At 45.8% G+C, this 17603-nt stretch carries 13 protein-coding genes; 7 read left to right on the top strand and 6 right to left on the bottom strand.

The genetic code is table 11. From position 1 onward, the window contains the following. Positions 1-453: 453 nt before the first annotated feature. Both RIB93_RS10000 and RIB93_RS10005 read left to right on the top strand, forming a co-directional pair. Positions 454-1929, top strand: a complete 1476-nt coding sequence (locus RIB93_RS10000; RefSeq protein ID WP_446372641.1) for a CHASE2 domain-containing protein — start codon at positions 454-456, stop codon at positions 1927-1929. Positions 1930-2081: 152 nt separating this feature from the next. Then, on the top strand, positions 2082-2789 hold the full coding sequence (locus RIB93_RS10005; protein WP_446372642.1) for a DUF928 domain-containing protein: 708 nt from the start codon (positions 2082-2084) through the stop codon (positions 2787-2789). A 614-nt stretch (positions 2790-3403) separates the two neighbouring features. Here the strand turns inward: RIB93_RS10005 and RIB93_RS10010 are convergent. From RIB93_RS10010 to RIB93_RS10025, 4 genes are all read right to left on the bottom strand, one after another. Next, on the bottom strand, positions 3404-8284 hold the full coding sequence (locus RIB93_RS10010) for a CHAT domain-containing protein (protein ID WP_446372643.1): 4881 nt from the start codon (positions 8282-8284) through the stop codon (positions 3404-3406). Between the two features lie 302 nt (positions 8285-8586). Then, on the bottom strand, positions 8587-10641 hold the full coding sequence (locus RIB93_RS10015) for a chromosome segregation ATPase (RefSeq protein ID WP_446372644.1): 2055 nt from the start codon (positions 10639-10641) through the stop codon (positions 8587-8589). Between the two features lie 290 nt (positions 10642-10931). Then, positions 10932-11831, bottom strand: a complete 900-nt coding sequence (gene hslO / locus RIB93_RS10020; protein WP_446372645.1) for an Hsp33 family molecular chaperone HslO — start codon at positions 11829-11831, stop codon at positions 10932-10934. Positions 11832-11870: 39 nt separating this feature from the next. After that, positions 11871-12026 carry a hypothetical protein gene (locus RIB93_RS10025; RefSeq protein ID WP_446372646.1) on the bottom strand — a complete coding sequence of 52 codons (156 nt, stop codon included), beginning with the start codon at positions 12024-12026 and terminating at the stop codon, positions 11871-11873. 5 nt (positions 12027-12031) lie between these two features. Here RIB93_RS10025 and RIB93_RS10030 point away from each other — a divergent pair, with 5 nt between their 5' ends. Together RIB93_RS10030 and RIB93_RS10035 are read left to right on the top strand one after the other, a co-directional pair. Further along, the gene (locus RIB93_RS10030; RefSeq protein WP_446372647.1) at positions 12032-12418 is read left to right on the top strand and encodes a hypothetical protein; all 387 of its coding nucleotides are present in this window, start codon (positions 12032-12034) and stop codon (positions 12416-12418) included. Then, positions 12415-12594 (top strand): hypothetical protein, encoded by a 180-nt coding sequence (locus tag RIB93_RS10035; RefSeq protein WP_446372648.1) that lies wholly within the window; start codon positions 12415-12417, stop codon positions 12592-12594. Before RIB93_RS10030 ends, RIB93_RS10035 begins: the two co-directional genes overlap by 4 nt. Positions 12595-12708: 114 nt before the next feature. On the opposite strand, the gene RIB93_RS10040 is transcribed toward RIB93_RS10035, so the two are convergent. Continuing rightward, positions 12709-13419: a DUF1997 domain-containing protein gene (locus RIB93_RS10040; RefSeq protein ID WP_446372649.1), complete on the bottom strand. Its 711-nt coding sequence runs from the start codon at positions 13417-13419 to the stop codon at positions 12709-12711. Between the two features lie 240 nt (positions 13420-13659). Between RIB93_RS10040 and RIB93_RS10045 the strand changes: the two genes are divergently transcribed. The 3 genes from RIB93_RS10045 (at position 13660) to RIB93_RS10055 (ending at position 15811) form a co-directional block, all read left to right on the top strand. Next, a complete protein-coding gene (locus tag RIB93_RS10045) occupies positions 13660-14319 on the top strand; it encodes an SDR family oxidoreductase (RefSeq protein ID WP_446372650.1) in 660 nt (219 codons plus the stop codon). Positions 14320-14386: 67 nt separating this feature from the next. Beyond that, on the top strand, positions 14387-15022 hold the full coding sequence (locus RIB93_RS10050) for a glycoside hydrolase family 24 protein (RefSeq protein ID WP_446372652.1): 636 nt from the start codon (positions 14387-14389) through the stop codon (positions 15020-15022). A 498-nt stretch (positions 15023-15520) separates the two neighbouring features. Next, the gene (locus RIB93_RS10055) at positions 15521-15811 is read left to right on the top strand and encodes an acylphosphatase (RefSeq protein WP_446358417.1); all 291 of its coding nucleotides are present in this window, start codon (positions 15521-15523) and stop codon (positions 15809-15811) included. 97 nt (positions 15812-15908) lie between these two features. Here the strand turns inward: RIB93_RS10055 and RIB93_RS10060 are convergent, their stop codons facing one another. Then, entirely contained in the window at positions 15909-17372 is a 1464-nt protein-coding gene (locus RIB93_RS10060; protein ID WP_446372651.1) for an AlbA family DNA-binding domain-containing protein, read from the bottom strand. Positions 17373-17603: the final 231 nt, after the last annotated feature.

A 17603-nucleotide genomic window follows, 5' to 3' on the forward strand; every position in this document is an offset into this window, starting at 1 on the left:
CTTGACGGCTCTCACGTATCGCACGCCGACACCAAAACCCTGTGACCCTTGCTGGGTGCTGCTTTGGGGGAACATTTAAGGATTAAAAATAACCAACAGACTCGCTGTGAGTCACCTAGATGATTATCATTCTCATTCACGTATTCATTCTCAATAAGCCTGTCAATAACTTACATTCTTTTTGAGGGGAAGAGGGGTGAAACGCTTTTCCTGTCAAGCTTTTGAGCTGCTTGTCACCCCTTCAGGGCGAAACCTTTAGTTGGGGGATTAGAGGGAAAGGTTCGTTATCCTGATGCGGTACTTCAAGCTATATTAAATTGGACAGGGGGACAACCGTTTCTGACGCAAAAGGTATGTCGGTTGGTGTGTCAGTCATGTAGAGACGTAGCATGCTACGTCTCTTTCCCTCGATCGCAGCGAAGGGTCAAATTTTCCTCCAATCCCCAATCCCTTGTGGATCAGGTGGTACGATCGCACATTCTCAATAACTGGCTGTCTCAGGATAATCCTGAACATTTGCGGACGATTCGCGATCGCGTCTTGTCTGGATATCAAGATAGTCAACCGTTATTAACGCTGTATCACCGGATACTAAAACGGAAGAAAGTTCCGGCAGATGAGAATAATTTGCAGCAGCAATTACAGTTATCGGGATTAGTGGTGAAGCGGGGGGGACAGTTGCAGGTGGCGAATCGGATTTACGCCTCTGTTTTTGATCGCCATTGGGTGAATCAACAGCTTCAGTCGATTCCCTCTCCCTCGCCATCCCTTCCTCGGTGGCGGGTAATCGCCGCGACGGTGGGGGTAACGGTATTGGTAATGGGAATGCGATCGCTGGGTGTATGGCAATCTTGGGAATTCCAGACGTTTGATTGGTTTGGGCGATCGCGTCAGCCAGAGGAACCGGATCAACGGTTATTGCTGGTACAGGTGACTCGCCAGGATATCGCCAATTTAGGCAACGAATATCCACTGCATGATCGCACAATGCGGCAATTATTGCAAACCTTAGAGCAATATCAGCCCCAACTTATCGGTTTAGATATCTATCGTGACCGACCTGAAGGCAAAGGTCAAGCGGAATTAATTGAGTATCTCAAAACACGCGATCGCGTGATTCCGATTTGTACCCATCCCAATCAGAATGATCCCGAAGGTATCTCACCACCACCGGAAATTCCCGACAAGCGTTTAGGATTTAGTGATGTGATTACCGATTCCGATAGCATTGTCCGCCGTCATCTTTTAGCCATGAATCCGCCTCAACCTTCCAACTGTTCCGCCTACTATTCCTTTAGTTCCCAAATCGCCCTGCGTTATTTACAGAATCAGGGCTTTTCTGTTGACTTTCCTACCGCCAAACAATGGCAAATTGGCGAAATTAGCTTCAACATTCTCAACCAGAACCCTGGATTTTATACCGCATCCCAAGTCAAAGGACACCAAATCCTGCTCAACTATCGCCGCAGCGAGAAAATTGCCGCAACGGTAACCCTGACTCAGGTACTCAATCATCAAGTAAATCCAGACTTGATTCAAGACAAAATTATATTAATTGGCGTGACTGATCCCAGTGTCAAGGATTACTTTAAAACGCCAGATAATCAAGAGATTCGCGGCTTACACCTTCACGCCCATAAAATCAGTCAACTGATTAGCGCCGTTGCGGATAAACGTCCCCTACTTCAGTTTCCCCCCTGGTGGATAGAAACTATTTGGATTGGAACTTGGGCGTTATCAGCCGGACTCATCAACTGGCGCATTTCCCGCTTAATCTATCGAGGAATCGCCAGCGGAATGGTTTTAATTAGTATTGGGGGAGTTAGTTTTATTATTTTTATCACGATTCATTTTTTTCTTCCCCTCACCCCCTCTATTTTTGCCCATCTAATCACCCACCTATTCTTATGGAAACACCAACCTATATAACACCAACCCCCATAAACATCAACCCAACCCCAATCAACATCAATAGAACATCAATTACGCCTACCCCTCTGCGCCCTCTGCGTTAACCTCTGCGCCCCTCTGCGTTAAAAAAACACCCAACTATCCAACCTCAAACCCGGAGTAAAAAAACAATGATTTCCCCAAACCTTCCACTCATTCTCAGCTTAATTCTGATCACCTCCACCCCAATCAATCAAACCCCATCCCCTACCAATGATCCACCAACCCCACCAGACAGCGAACCCGCCGAAGAACGAAAACCCGGTGGAACTCGGGGTTCCTGTGAGAAAACAGATCAACCCTTTACTCCTTTATTACCCCTGACGAATGGGGAATTTTCGGGCTACACTCTTAGCGGATATCCTACCCTTTGGTTCTACATTCCCTACCAAACCAGTAGCCTCCATTCCGGCAAATTTACAATAGAAGACGAACAGCAAAATACCATCTACCGACAGGAATTTTCCCTTCCCCCAACCCCCGGTTTAATTCAGATCAGTTTACCCAAAACCGCGCCACCATTAGTCCCAAATCAACGCTACACCTGGAAACTCATGCTCTATTGTACATCCTCCGGATCATCCATGCGCGATCGCGTTTGGCATCAGGGATGGGTGAAACGGCTGGATAACCAAGACTTAGAGACACAGATACAGCAAGCCCCTTTATCCCAACAGATTGACCTATTAATTGAACATAATCTATGGTATGATCTACCCCAGGATATCTCCCCGCTTCGTCGCCTCCCCTCAACCTGGGAAACCCTATTAAAATCAATGGGTTTAGAGGATTTGCCACCCGATGCGATCGCGGGTGACATTGAAGCGATAGATGATTAATTGATCATTGGTTGTTTTGTCTTGTTTGTCTAATTGTAGGGTGGGTTAGGCGGTATTAAATTATGTCAATAACCATTTAGTTCTCTATCCGCCGTAACCCACCAATTCTTAACCTTGAGATCCCCCTAAATCCCCCTTAAAAAGGGGGACTTTGAGGAAGTCTTTCATTTGTCACCCGTAATTGTAGGGTGGGTTAGGCGGTATTAAATTATGTCAATAACCCTTTAATTCTCTATCCGCCGTAACCCACCAATCCTGGGGATATTATTTGTGAACAAGGGTTGGGGCGGGCGGGTTTTGTTCAAAATTTATCGGTAATCTCCTTAATTAAATTTCTAAACCCGCCCCTACGGTTTGATATTATTTAATTGTTGATCTGTTTGTTAACCCGGCTGAATAATCATGAAATTGTTCCCCTTCTCCCTTGATGGGAGAAGGGGTTAGGGGATGAGGGTGAAGTTCCGTTATCGGTGAGATAGGGCGGGTTTTGCTTTTCAGTTATCGGTGAATAGCTGAATTTAGTCCCTAAACCCGCCCCTACATTCGTCCCTAAACCCGCCCCTACATTAGTCCCTAAACCCGCCCCTACAGTTTGATATTATCTGATCATCCATCTACCACGGACTCCCAATAATCGTGAATCCTGCCCAATAATAAGGATGGGATAACCGTTGATTTGCCCGACTTCCCAATCCAGGAAGTTCAACCTCTAACGCCTCAATTCCGGTTAATTTCCCTCCTTCAAAATACACCTGTTCCCTTAACATCGCCAGTTGCGCCTGACGCAAGGCTTCGGCTTTAATCGTGATATCCGGTAGGCGTAATTGATTATAGAATCCACTCATTAAACTCAGCGTCGCTTCATCGCCCACATACCACAGACTAGCTACCGCCGACTTGACGCCAGTTTGTACCGCTAACCCCGCAAATCCTAATTCAGCTTCAATACTTCCCAGGGCGGTTTGACAGGCTGAGAGGACTAATAATTCGATAGGCGGGGGTAAATACCATTCCAGTTGGCGCACTTGATTGAGTCTCAGTTTCGTATCCCACAATTGAATATAAGAATTACTCGGATTACCATCATTAAATTCAGCATGGGTGGCGAGATGGATAATCTCAAAAGGTTGGCGGCGACTTTCGGTTTTCAGATTGTTGAGGGTAAATTCTTCGTTGAGGAAGGATTCCCCTGTCCACAAGGTTTGGGTGATAATCTTTAATTCGGTGGCGACTGTGGGTAATGCGCTTAAATCCGAAAATTCAGTCGCGCCCATGGCGAGAATTTGGGCATCTTTAACGGGTTTATAGCGGGTGTTGGTGAGGCTAATACTGGGAATGGAACCAATGCTATAGTTTTCAATCATAAATTGCTTGCCATCGTGTAACGCCGCCATCGGAAGTTGACTTAATCCCGCATCCATACAGAAGATAAGCGTATCAATATCTAAGGCGTCTAAGTCGGATTCCAGGGGGGCGATTAACCATTGATAAAGCTGTTGGGCGGCGGGGAGGTAGCCACGGGATTCGGTAATATCCGTAACCCTCTTCTGAAATTCCTTAACGGTACTGTTTAGGGTGGTAATATTAGCGGCGGGAACCAGTTTACGGATATAATTGTCTTCCGGTAAAACTAATACCAATTCCAATCCTTCTGGCAGATGACGGGCATAGATGACAACCGCACGTTTTCCGGTTTGCTGTTCGATGGTTTTCAGGGTTTCCCGTAAGTTTTCGGCGGTGACGTTGGCATTGGTTAAGTCTTCGCCAAAGTAGTCTTCAAATTCATCTTCAAAAAGTTGGTCGATTTCAGCGACAACATCATCTTGGGGGATAACTTCGAGTGGCGGGAGGGGGTTGTTAACATTGAGATTAATAGGTTGTTCGCCAGGAAATCTCCAGCTAATATTGTAGTTTCCGGTTTCTGGGTCTTGGTTAATCGTAGTAGCGGCGTCTAACGTATCCCCAACCCGAAGGGCTAACGACTCAATGGGATTTTGATCTAAGTTTAGTTTGGGTGTTGGTTCTGGCACAGGGATGGGCGTTGGTGGTAGAGGTACAGCGCCCAGAATTGATATAATTTGAATCCGATTTCTATCTCGTTTATGGGTGAAGAAATAGTCTCTAGTAGGTTCAATTGTCTGTATCCCCGCATCATCGCCTCTGGTAATCGCGGCTGCTGTGCCATTGATATCAGAATTTCCGACAATAAAGGGAATATCACCGTCTCCGCCGTGGCGAATAATAATGGTTCCACCGTTGTCACCCCCAGCGACAGAAATACTGGCGTTGATGTTATTTTGGTCGATGAAGGAGTCGGTGGCTTGGAAATAACTGGGGGTGGTAATATCGACATCTCCACCGCTACCATCACCCAGACTTTGAGCGTTAATTTGGCTAACTTGAATATTACCACGGGCGTTGAGAGTAATATCACCACCATCGCTAAGGTGAGAAGAATCAAGAATACCTGTTTCAATTTGTCCGCTATTGCTGGTAAGGGAAATACCTGCGGGTGACGTTAAATCTCCGGTTTTGATTTGTCCACGGGTACTGGTAAAAGAAATGCCTGTGGGTGAGGTGAGATTATCGGTAATAATGTTATTGATAGCTGTGATATTGACTCCGATTGGGTTATCAGTAATATTGCCTTGAACGATTAAATTGTTGAGAGGGGTTGAGCCACCGATAATATCGTTAAATTCAATAATACCGTTTTCCGTTTGTAGGGTGAGGTTTTGAGTTCCATCAATGGTGTCGTGGAAGGTAATGTCACCAATACCCGATAGGGTGATAGAAATATCGTCAGCGAGGATAACTGAACCGTTAAAAATAAGGTTATTTTGGTTTGTTGCAATATCACCTCCGAGAGTAATGACGTTATTTGCAGTGAGTTGGATTTCTCCACCTGTACTCGTTTCAGAAAAGGCATCAATTTGAGCGGCGGTAATGCTATCTGCTGCGTCAAGGGTGATATCACCGCCAGTGCCAAATGCTGATGCGGTAATGAGTGCGCCTTGGCTGGTATCGATATTGCCATTTTCGCTAGTAATACTGATGTTGCCACTATTGCCACTAAAACCACTCAAGAATGAGGTGATTTCACCTGTGGAAATATCGCGGGGTGCTTTGAGTGTGATGTTACCGCCATTTTCACCACCCGCCGCATTTAAAATACCTGCTGTGGCATCAATTGTTCCACCACTGGTGAGGATTATATCTCCGCCCATGTTAGCAGACGTATTGATCCCAGCGGTTTTAATGTCGCCAGCAGCATAGAGAAAAACATCACCACCAGCACCAATATTTGCTGTTGTTATAGTACCTAAAGTTGTGTTAATAGCTCCGCCACTGTTAAGGGTAATACCGCCTTGATCATTTACGAAGATTTCACCTGTTGTAATATCGCTAGCGGCTGTAATAGTTAGATCCCCACCATTTACTCTAAAGGCAGCACCTAATTGAATTAATGCCGCAGAAGTGTCAACTTTACCTTCAAAACTGGTAATGATAATATCACCACCAGCAACATTTCCCCCATTAGTCCCTTTCAAAATATTGCCTGTTATTACAATGTCACCAGCCGCTGTAAGAGTCAAATCGCCTGATCCAGCAGAGTGAAAATCACTAACATTAATTGTTCCTTTACTGCTTATAATAGTAATTTTTTTACCTGTAATCCCCCCAGGAAGTACGCCTGAGCTAATGCTTGTAGCGGTGATATCACCATTTGCATTAAGAGTGATAGATCCTACATCAGTCGGTATATCAATACCTGTAAAAAAACCTAATGCTAGCTGAAGACTTTGTATAGAAATATTCTGTCCTGCTTTCAAATCAATAGAACCACCATTAGTTGTTATTCCTTCATTGAGTTTAATGTCCCTGCTGGCTTCCAACGTAACGGTAGTACCTGAGCTTTGATTGACAAAATTCAAGTCTGCATCCTCAAGCGCAATAATATCTCGCTGTGCTTGAAGAAGAATATTTCCAGTTAAGGCAGTGAGTGCTGTGTCATCAACTAAAAAGTCAGTGGTTGCACCGCCATCAGCCAAGAGAATTTCACTATCGGCTACCTGAGTATTATCATCAACTAGCCCATCATCAGGTTCAATAATAATATCCCTCGGATCAAGAAGTATTGTTCCATCTTTACCATTTGTCGCAGTTACATCAGCCATGCCGCTAAAGGCTAACGATTCCTTTCCTGATACCTCAACAAAACCCCCATTTCCTAACTCGCTCCCTCCACGAGCGCTAATATTCCCATAAAATCCAGTTACTTCATCAGACCAGACAATAACACGACCGCCATCTCCATTGAGTAAACTGTCAGCATTAATTACCGAATCTCTGCTGACAAATGTGCGTAAGGCATTCGGAACCGTACCTTGTCCCTGATAATCGCCACCAATTCTTACAATCCCGCCACCGTCAGTACCAGAAACATTAATATTGGCATTAAAGAGTCCTACCTTATTACCTAAAACATTAATCTCACCGCCAATACGTGGTGAGGGCGCAAAGCCTTGCGCCCCTACATTAGATGTATCAAGAGTGCCAGAAGCGATCGCTATTCCTCCTTCATTTGGTATAGTCGCGCCAGACTCGGTTAACTGTACCGTATTATCGGGATTAACACTTAACCCTGTCTCCCCTGTTTCATCACTCCCCGTTAACAATGTTGCTAAATCCAATGGCGCAACTGGAAGCAATATTCCCTCGCTATCCCGTGGCGGTGCTATTTCCAAACTCAATAATTGTCCCGGTTGACTAATCCTCACCAAACTTTCCCCCGGAACCGCCGCAATTGTCAGATTTCCTCCCGGTACAGCCAATTCCCCGGTGCTGATAACAGTACCTCCCATTAGCGTTAAATTATGCCCTTCAGTTACCGCCAAATTCCCCGCATTAATCACGCTTCCGGGTTGCGCCAAATCAAAAGCAAAACCACTGGGATTTCCGACTAAATCCTGATACTCATTCCCACCAAACGCATTAAACCAATTCCCCTCACCAAAACCAATCCCTGTGGCTGTTGTCGCTGTAAAATCTGCTGGGACATTCAACCGCGCATTTTCCCCAAACACAATCCCCGCCGGATTCATCAGAAATAAATTAGAATTGCCGTTAGTTACCTGAATCAACCCGTTAATAATTGAAGCATCACCGCCAACCACCCGCCCGAAAATATTCCTAATCTTAGGATTCGATAAAAAGTTAGCAATTTGACCCGCATCTAATCCAAAGTCCTCAAAACTATGAAATAAATTCGCGTCATCCCTTGACAAACGACCCCCTGTAATATCCAGTTGAGTCCCATTCGGTGTCACCACCGTTCCCGTCTCATCAGCCGCAGGAGTAATCGGTTGTGCATTCAGGGATGCTGGGGATAAAATAACCCCAGTGCCAAGGATTGCCCCCACCAGAGAACAAGACGCGATCGCACACCAACGCCCTAGACTCTGCCATTCCCTACCCGATTTGGTTTGAGGCATTTGTCCCATTGCACCCACCCCCAATATCAGTATTTTTATCTACCTCTAATTAATATTCTAAGTAGTTGGACAAAAGAAAACAGCACGCTCCGACAAGTTTTGTAAATAGTCCTCAAACCCTTACAAAGGACGTAGCTTGCTTCTCAAGGGAGCGAGTTCTCCACCGTTCACTTTAATTGTGTCCACCTACTTAGGAGCTGCTGAATAAGTCGGAATTTACCTGGTTCGGAAGCCCCGCAATTTCTTGCTCTAACTCTTTCTTTGTTTTTTCATGCTTTCTTGCGCCCAGAATATTAAACCGCTTAATTATTATCCAGAGGCAATTCATGTTCTGGTGGTTCGAGTGCAGGTTGAGCATCTGTACTCGGAGGAACCACGATAAGAGGAGGAGGCGGTTCTAAAATCTTTTGCCAGCCTTGAATTTGCACTTGAGCCGCATTATAGGCTTCAGTTCCCGAAGGAATCATTTTCGCCAGTCGAATCGCTTCAGTTAAGCTAATAGCAGCTCGATCTTGAGCCAGAGCCAACAGTTGATAACTCCAGCGATTAACCGCCGAGACGGCATCACCTCTAACCTTGGCGGAACTGGGAACTTGTCTGGCTAAACGAATTGCCTCCACAATGGCGTCGGGGGTACCGGGAGTGGCAGCTTGATAGGCTTGTTGCAAGCGCTGTTGTCCCAAAACTTCTGTTTTCCAGCCCTTAACGAGGCTTTGTGCTTCCCCATAGAGTACCCGTCCGGATTTGATTTGTTCAGCCGCCGCGATCGCAGCCGAAAGATTGCCGGAATTGGCAAGGGTACGAGCTTGATCAAGATAGGGTTGGTCTTCTAGGCGTTGAACCGTGCGCGTCCAGTCTTTGATCTTACTCTGTGCTTCTGAGTAAAGAGCGCGATTGGGGACAATCCGACGGGCTTCTTGGATGGCTTCTCGTAAGGATTGGACTCCGCCAAAGCTGGCAAGTTGGGTGGCGCGATCCAGATAGGGCTGATCTTCTATGGTTTGGATCTGACGAGTCCATTGGCTAATCTCCGCCCTCGCTTCCTGGTAGCGGGGATTACGGTTGGGAATCAGTTTGGCTTCTGCGATCGCGATCTGCAAATCACTCACTAGCCCCGAACTGGCAAACGTCCGCGCCCGTTCCAGTCGAGCCACGTCCTCAATTTCCCGTTGCCATCGATCAATTAATTCCTGACCTTCATCATATAGAGGACGATCAGCACCCAATTTCTGAACCGACGCGATCGCGATTTCCAAATCCCCACTGCTTCCCGATTCAGCACGGGATATGGCATTGGCTAAGTCAATTAAATCTGCCTTAACGTCTGGTAATTTCACGCTAGCGGGTAACTTATTGGCAATCTCTAACACCCCTTGCCAGTTCCGTTGTTCTAAGCGGCTTGTCGCTAGTTTGAGTAATTTATTCCCACTCTCGGCAATTAAATCTTGAGCTTCTTTGTAGGCAAAACTCTTGGGCGTGATTTTCTCGGCTGCTTCAATCGCCTTTAAAATATCATCGACGCGACCACTTTTACTTAGCTTATAAGCTTCATCCAGCTTCTGACTATCGTCTCGTCCAATTTGAATCAGATCCACGAGTTGGTTGTACTTGACAGCTGCCCAATACTGATTATCTATCGTTGTCAGCTTGACCGCTTCGCGAAATGCTAATGTCCAATTAGACTGTCTCAGCTGTTCCTCGGCTTGTTCATAAATCCCTGAAGCCTTTTTCCACAGCGTTTCCCATGCCTTAATTTGTTCTTTGACTAGCGTAAACGCCGGAACATCTCTAGGAATCCGGTTGGCAATCTCAATCGCTTCCTCTAGCTGACCGGCTTGAAACTTTTCTTCGCCAATGGCTAAAATCTCGACAGACCACTCTTCGATATGGCGATTAATTTCCGGGCGCAAGGGGTGGTCTTTCGGTAAAGCATCGATGAGTGCGATCGCTTCTAACAAATCCTTGGTGGTGCGTTTATTTGCCGCAAGCTGGGCGCAATAGATACGTACCGATGCCGAAGCTGTGGGCCAAAAAATTGAGGGACAATTTGGCACGGCTGGTAGCTTCAGCAAAAGGGCAACAGAGGCAAATCCCATCCCCCCTGAAACCACCATAATCACCACTACCCAAAATGCCCAACCGAATGTAAAGCGTCGTTTTGGTTCTTTCGGCTGTTGAGGAGAGGGTGGGGCTGGCTTCGTCGTCACTGGTTGGGGAGTGGCTTGACGATGAGAGGTTGAATGTCCGACCCGATGAGGATCAACAGCATTCCTCTGGTGTTGCCAATCCTGGCTCCAACTGGATTGGGAAGACCGAGTAGCATACCAATGATCGGGCATTTTTCGATTTTTAGTCATAACTCACTCCACCACTCGCTAAGCCTAATGCTGTGGGTTTTATAGCACCCTCAGTTGTTGCAATACTACTCTCGTTAGACAGAAAACGCTATATTCTCCCTGAGACTTGATCGGGAATGGGAGTTAGGACAATTGCCCTTAAGATGAGAATGATTGCTCTTATATCTAATCACTAACGCCATACCTCCCAGGGAGAAAACTACCCAAATTGGTGTTCCTATCTATAAAGGCAGACTAGAGCCAATCAACTCTTACCTTTCCCATTCCCAATTCCCCTAACTCAATCTCGATTAAACGGACTCAGCTTTTAAATCCTGAATCAGTTGAGCCAGTTCATCGCCACTCGCTTGGTAAACTTCCCCACAGAAGTGGCAAGTTGCTTCAGCGCCTTCGTCTTTTTCAATCATATCCCGAAGTTCGGCTTCACCTAGCATCTTCAGCGCTCCTAAAACGCGATCAAACGAGCAACCGCAGTCAAACCGTACCATTTGGATTTCGGGCAGAATCACCAAACCCAAATCACCCAATATCTGTTCAAATATAGCCGGTAACGTTTTACCTTCCTGCAACAGGGGTGTGAATCCGGATAGCTTGGCGATGCGAGATTCCAAAATCTGCACTAAAGACTCGTCTCTAGCTGCTTTCGGTAAGATTTGGATTAATAGCCCTCCCGATGCAGTTACGCCATCAGCGCCGACAAATACACCCACAATCAGTGCTGATGGGGTTTGTTCAGATGTGAGCAGGTAATGAGCAATGTCATCGCCAATTTCTCCCGACACCAGTTCTACTGTACTGGAATAGGGATAGCCATATCCCACATCTCGGATCACATACAGATAACCGTCACGCCCAACTGCACCGCCAACATCGAGTTTGCCAGATTCGTTGGGCGGTAGTTCAATGGCAGGGTTATCCACATACCCTCTAACCGTACCATCTAAGCCCGCATCAACCAAAATTCCACCCAAGAGACCCTTTCCCTTGACCCGAATATTCACCCTTGACCCTTCCCGCTTCATATTAGACGCCAACAATAAGCCAGATGACATTGTGCGCCCTAGGGCAGCCGTTGCCACATAAGAAAGCTGATGGCGCTGGCGGGCTTCTTCGGTGAGGCGCGTGGTAATCACACCGACGGCTCGGATACCCCCTTCTGCTGCTGTGGCGCGAATTAACTGATCAGCCATGGATAAACCTTACACTTCTTTACATACTCCCTTTTTATTTTAGGTTGGGTCGTTGGCATAAAGCGCGATCGCACCGTTGATAGTCGGTGATGGATTCGCGAGTGTACCTTCCCTGGCGACAACGATTAAAAGGATTAATATAATGTAATATCGAGAGTTACACTCTTGAGCAACAGACCTATTGTTTTTGGACACAGATTATGTTGGGAACCTTTCAACAAAGTCACCTCCGCATTGAACTCGAAGCTCCCCATACTGTTATCCGAGACAGTCTGCTGCATTCAGAGAAGTTGCGCCAGTGGTTACCGACTCAACGCCTTTCCCCTGGATTACCCGAACAACTCTATTCCGGAGTAACCTTTACCAGTTGGATTGGTCCGGTTGCTATCCAACATCAGGTAGAGGTAGCTGAGTCTTACGGGTTACGACTGCTATTGAGCCAGGGAATCGATGGCTATCACGAATGGTGTTGGGGTGAAGGATGGGTACAGTCTCGTTTAGAAGGCGTATCTATGTTGCCGTTAAATCTCGGTCAAACCTTGAATTTGCTGCGGCTACGGGAATTTATCGCCACCCAGGGGGGATGAGGAAGCTGGGGAAGCTGGGGAAGCTGGGGGAGCCGGGGAAGCTGGGGGAGCCGGGGAAGCTGGGGGAGCCGGGGGAGCTGGGGAAGCTGGGGAAGCTGGGGAAGCTGGGGAAGCTGGGGAAGCTGGGGAAGCTGGGGGAGCTGGGGGAGATGGGGGAGCTGGAGGAAATTATGTAGGGGCGGGTTTCACTACTATCTTTTCGGTTACACCCAGATGTAACTAAACCCGCCCCGACTTGACGAATGACGAATGACGAATGACGAATGACGAATGACAAATGACAAGTGACGTCAACGTCGCTTTAATTTTTTGGGGATCGCGATATTCATCCGGTTGTGAAAGTCTTCCTGTACTTTGTGACTTAGGCGGCGAGACACTTGGCGGACAATTTGCTGCAACAGGCGATCGCCTGTACTCTGAATCAAAGACTGGGGTAACTTGTGGATAAACTTAGGAAACCGTACACCAACGCTTAAATCAAGCTCCCACTCGATACGGGTAATAGTGGGGGGAAGTTCTAGTCCCTTAAGCTGTTGCTCAGAAAAATACTCGTGAGTTGGAATCGGCACAAACCCTTGAGTCGCCTGAAAGTCAACCTCATAGCCAGGAGGATTGTAATCGGGGACGGGGATCGTCTGAATCTTATAGATCCCATCCTGGCGCGGAAGTAGTTCTAGCCCAATTTTTGGCTCAACTTCGTAGCCGAATGACCCAAAACGCCCAATCGCTAAAGCATAACCATTGGCTCCAATCGGTTCAGCCTTCATCGGCTGGGCGCAGTCACGAAACCATTCTTGGTGAGTATCCAGATAAGCCGTTACTCGTTCCGGTTCGGCATACATCTCTACACCATTTTGGAAGTGACCGTAAAACTGAGTCAACTCAGGCGCTAATTGGCATGATTGGGACTCGTCTCTCTCAGGCTCGGTAAAAGTCGATTGGGTATCTAGATGCACTGGCTCGATTGTGATGGGTTGCTGGTTAAGGAATTGGGACTGCATAATTGCTCCACGGTGTCAGTTCGGGTTGGTGCCTATTGCTAGGATGCCCACTGGCAGTTGTTCATTCTCTCTTTCATCTTCACGAATTTACGGTATAAATCTGCACATCTGGTAAAACTTCATTGATAATTTATAGAATTGAAAAGAGAATGTTAAGGAATCGAATCAAAAAATACTGGCTCTTTACAGCATAACTTGTGTATCTTGCCGTCAACTCTCACTGTTGAAGGAAATTTTTAGATGAAAGCATTGGTCGCCGGAGCGACAGGTCAAACAGGACGCCGAATCGTCAATGAACTGGTCAAACGCAATATCCCCGTCCGCGCTTTGGTGCGTAACTTGGAGAAAGGGCAGGAAATTTTGCCCCCTGAAGCCGAGTTAGTCGTTGGGGATGTATTGAAGCCTGAGAGTCTCAGCGCTGCTGTGGGAGATAGCACCGTGGTTTTTTGTGCCACAGGTGCTACACCCAGCTTTAACCCCACGGAACCTTACCAAGTGGACTATGAGGGGACGAAGAACCTGATCGATATTGCCAAAGCCAAGGGTATTGAGCATTTTGTCATGGTTTCTTCACTTTGCGTCTCTCAACTGTTACATCCCCTAAATTTGTTTTGGTTAATTTTGGTTTGGAAAAAGCAGGCTGAGGAGTACCTCCAGAAAAGTGGCTTAACTTATACCATTGTCCGACCTGGGGGGCTGAAAAACGAAGATACGCCTGATCCTGTGGTCATGTCATCAGCAGATACACTATTTGATGGGAGTATCCCCCGCACGAAAGTGGCACAGGTTTGCGTCGAGGCGCTCTTTCAAGACGAGGCACGTAATAAGATTGTAGAAGTGATTGCCCGTCCAGAAGCGAGCGATCGCAGTTGGCAAGAACTATTCGCCAATGTTGCCTAATCCAACCGTAGAGACGTTCCATGCAGCGTCTCTACCGTCTATGGGAGCGAATTTTAAGCCTTATGTTATGAAACGTCTAATTAAATGGATTAATATCCTTATTTTAATGATCCTATTCCTCGAACTGCGTGAAGCATATCAACGAGGGGAATGGAGTTTTAATAATTCCAGAGGTGAAAAGGGGACTCAACCGTTAGTCATGCGAGGCGGTGATCCTTATATTCGGGCGCTGATGCGAACAATTTCCGCAAGTGAGGCAAATGTGTCTCAACCTTATTCGGTCTTGTATGGAGGAGAACATGTCTGGGATTTGACCGATCATCCTAACCGCTGTGTGCCGATTGTCGCAGGTCCCAATGTGGGTAATTGTACCACCGCCGCCGGACGATATCAGTTTATTAACACAACTTGGTATAACAAAGCCAGACGTTATCATCCTCAGCCTTGGCAACTATTTTGGTGGAGTAACTATAGCTTTGAGCCACAATATCAGGATGCGGTCGTTTATGCTTGGCTGAGTGATCCGCAAGCGTGGGGAATGGATATTTCCCAACAATTGCGCCAAGGTAAAGTGGATACAGTATTGCGGCGATTGTCGGGAACCTGGACAAGTCTGGGTTATGGTATTGAAACGAATTCAATGTCTCGATATTTACCGGGGATTTATCAGCGAATTCTTCAGGAAGAATTACAACAAAGCTGAACAAAAGCAAAGGATAAATGTTAAATTTATAAATCATAAGTCAATTGTAGGGGCGGGTTTAGTCACAATTGTAGGGGCGGGTTTAGGAACTACAGTCAGCTATTGGTGAAATAACTGAACAACAAAACCCGCCCTAGCTCACTTCTGCAAACAGTCAGCTATTGGTGAAATAACTGAACAACAAAACCCGCCCTAGCTCACCGATAAGTGTTATAGCAACCGCCATGGCTGTTAGGACACATCATTTATGTAGAGACGTTGCATGCAACGTCTCTACAATGGTGCCGAACGTCCTAATCGATATGTCTATTGCTATATATGATTTTCTTCTGCAATCTGTCTTCTAAGCTGTTATGCATTTAAATTGGGTATTAGTAGCGAGCAAGATGCTCGCACTACATACAAGGATTTTGCCATTATTGACATTAAAGTTTAAATGCCGAATAGCTTAGCTTATGCCTTGTTTTTCTGTAAGTATTCAACCGAAGTTAAAATAAAATGCCGAATCAATCACAGGAACAAATCCGCGCCCACGTTTTCATTTCTGGACAAGTTCAAGGCGTTGGCTATCGTTTTTCAACCGTCAGTGAAGCCCATCGATGGGGTGTAACTGGTTGGGTGCGAAATTTGTCCGATGGTCGAGTAGAAGCGGTATTTGAAGGAAATAAATCAGGAGTTGAGGAAATGATTAATTGGTGTCATAAGGGTCCTTCTGCTGCTGTGGTGAAAGATGTGGCGGTGGAGTATGAAGAACCGGAAGGTTTGAGCGGATTTGAGACAAGGCGGTGACTTTTTCGCTGTTTAGTAAATAGAGATCATATTGTATTGTAGGGGCGCAAGGCTTGCGCCCTTTTCCATGTTCCTCACCCGCTTTGGAAATGCTATATTAATTCCAGCGATTTTGACAATAATTGAGAATTTCGCTAGGGCTATCCAGTTGGCTGGTTAAATTGCCAGTTCTGATAAACAGACATTCTTTGGTTTGACCGCTTTTAGCATCTTTGAGTTTAACATAGACGGGACGCGGGGAGGGGTCAAGGCTAATCCGACAAACGTCTTTACCCTCGATTTCGTGGAAAGTGATATGAATGTAGGGGGCGATGTCTTTACCCAGTTCTTTTAATAATAAGTCGTTGGTTAAAAAGAGTTCATAGCCATCACGGTTTTTCTTTTTTACGGTTTGGTAGTCGTGGTTTAAGCCGATGACTTCGCCTTCATCGTTGACGCCGATTAATAATGTCCCCCCGTGATGGGTGTTTAAGAAAGCTGCAACAGTTTTCAGGATAACCTGTTCCATCGCCTTATTTTTCTTATTTTCCCGCATATCCCAACGGGCGGAAGATTTGAATTCTAATTCGGTGCTTTCGCCTTGGTTGATGAGGTCAATAATTTCTGCGTCACCAGTTAGGGGGGTAAAGGTTTTGTAGGCGTCTAGGGCGGCTTGTTTGGTTTCTTCGGGAACGATGGGAAAGGTGCTGAGAATGTGTTTAAATTCGGCTTCGGTTAAGTTGTAGAGGTGGGCAATCATACCATCGAGTTCGGCGCGAAGTTTGGCGCGTTCAGTTTCGTCGGTGACGCCGTTTTTATGGGAACCGAGTCCGACTTCTTGAGCTAAATCATCGAATTCTGGAGTGGTGCAGATGAGTTTGGCGGCGTGTTCTACTATTTCGTTGAAGTAGGGTTCTCCTTCCGTGAGACGGGGGACAGGGAGTTGATAAAACATGAACATTGAAATAGATGTTGTAACCCGCTGACGAAGCAGAAAATCAAATATGAAAGAATTCAATAAACCGCATATTACTAAAAGTTCTTGATTGGTGACATGAGATTTATCCAAATCAGATAACATTAATTTATGGTTGGCAAAAATGAATTTTGGAAGTACAGTAGCGATTAAACTTCTTATATCCGTGGTTCTTGCAATCTCACGGAATGCCAATCTATATTTTTGATAATTTAATATTTGTCCATTATCTTCTAGCTTTCTCAATAAAGCTTTACGCGCTTCTTCTTCTTCAAGCCAATACTTGGGTTGCCCCCATTGATGGGTAAATTGATGAATTACTTTACCTTCAAACAGCGGTAATCTTCCAAGCTGAAAATCTTGATAAAATAAATGGCTATCATTCGTCATGTGAAATTCTGAAGTTAATTTCAGATTCCACTTGCCTTGAATATTTGCCCCCAGTAAGGGAAACTTGCTCATCTTTTGGGCAATACGAATGTCTGTCTCATTCTTAAACTCCATCACTGAGAGGGAATCAGGAGAAAGGCTGTGTACTAGATTAACATTAATGTAGAGACTGTCATGATCAGGAAAATTTGAAAGTTCTTGTACATCATGACGCATAAATTTTGCTGGAAATTCTTGAGTGATGCCATTCTTCTCAAACGTCAAAATAACAAATTTGAAGCTGCGATGAACACCTTCAAATATTTCCGGCTCTTTTAGACTAGCTATGATAAAATACTAAAAAATAATCTCCATAATCCTTGCTACGCAAGAATCATGGAGATTAAAAAAAGCAATTCTAATAAAACAGGCTTTTGATTCTGTTAGAGCCTTTGCTACTTAAGGGTT

It is taken from the genome of Coleofasciculus sp. D1-CHI-01 (assembly GCF_040218875.1).
In the GTDB taxonomy this organism is placed as follows: Bacteria; Cyanobacteriota; Cyanobacteriia; order Cyanobacteriales; family Coleofasciculaceae; genus Coleofasciculus.

Excerpts from the sequence above, each read along its gene's own strand:
- RIB93_RS10040 (WP_446372649.1), bottom strand. The coding sequence starts at position 13,419 with ATGCAGTCCCAATTCCTTAACCAGCAACCCATCACAATCGAGCCAGTG.
- RIB93_RS10055 (WP_446358417.1), top strand. The coding sequence starts at position 15,521 with ATGCCGAATCAATCACAGGAACAAATCCGCGCCCACGTTTTCATTTCT.
- RIB93_RS10035 (WP_446372648.1), top strand. The coding sequence starts at position 12,415 with ATGAGGAAGCTGGGGAAGCTGGGGAAGCTGGGGGAGCCGGGGAAGCTG.
- hslO (WP_446372645.1), bottom strand. The coding sequence starts at position 11,831 with ATGGCTGATCAGTTAATTCGCGCCACAGCAGCAGAAGGGGGTATCCGA.
- RIB93_RS10005 (WP_446372642.1), top strand. The coding sequence starts at position 2,082 with ATGATTTCCCCAAACCTTCCACTCATTCTCAGCTTAATTCTGATCACC.
- RIB93_RS10015 (WP_446372644.1), bottom strand. The coding sequence starts at position 10,641 with ATGACTAAAAATCGAAAAATGCCCGATCATTGGTATGCTACTCGGTCT.
- RIB93_RS10045 (WP_446372650.1), top strand. The coding sequence starts at position 13,660 with ATGAAAGCATTGGTCGCCGGAGCGACAGGTCAAACAGGACGCCGAATC.
- RIB93_RS10050 (WP_446372652.1), top strand. The coding sequence starts at position 14,387 with ATGAAACGTCTAATTAAATGGATTAATATCCTTATTTTAATGATCCTA.
- RIB93_RS10030 (WP_446372647.1), top strand. The coding sequence starts at position 12,032 with ATGTTGGGAACCTTTCAACAAAGTCACCTCCGCATTGAACTCGAAGCT.
- RIB93_RS10010 (WP_446372643.1), bottom strand. The coding sequence starts at position 8,284 with ATGCCTCAAACCAAATCGGGTAGGGAATGGCAGAGTCTAGGGCGTTGG.
- RIB93_RS10060 (WP_446372651.1), bottom strand. The coding sequence starts at position 17,372 with ATGCGTCATGATGTACAAGAACTTTCAAATTTTCCTGATCATGACAGT.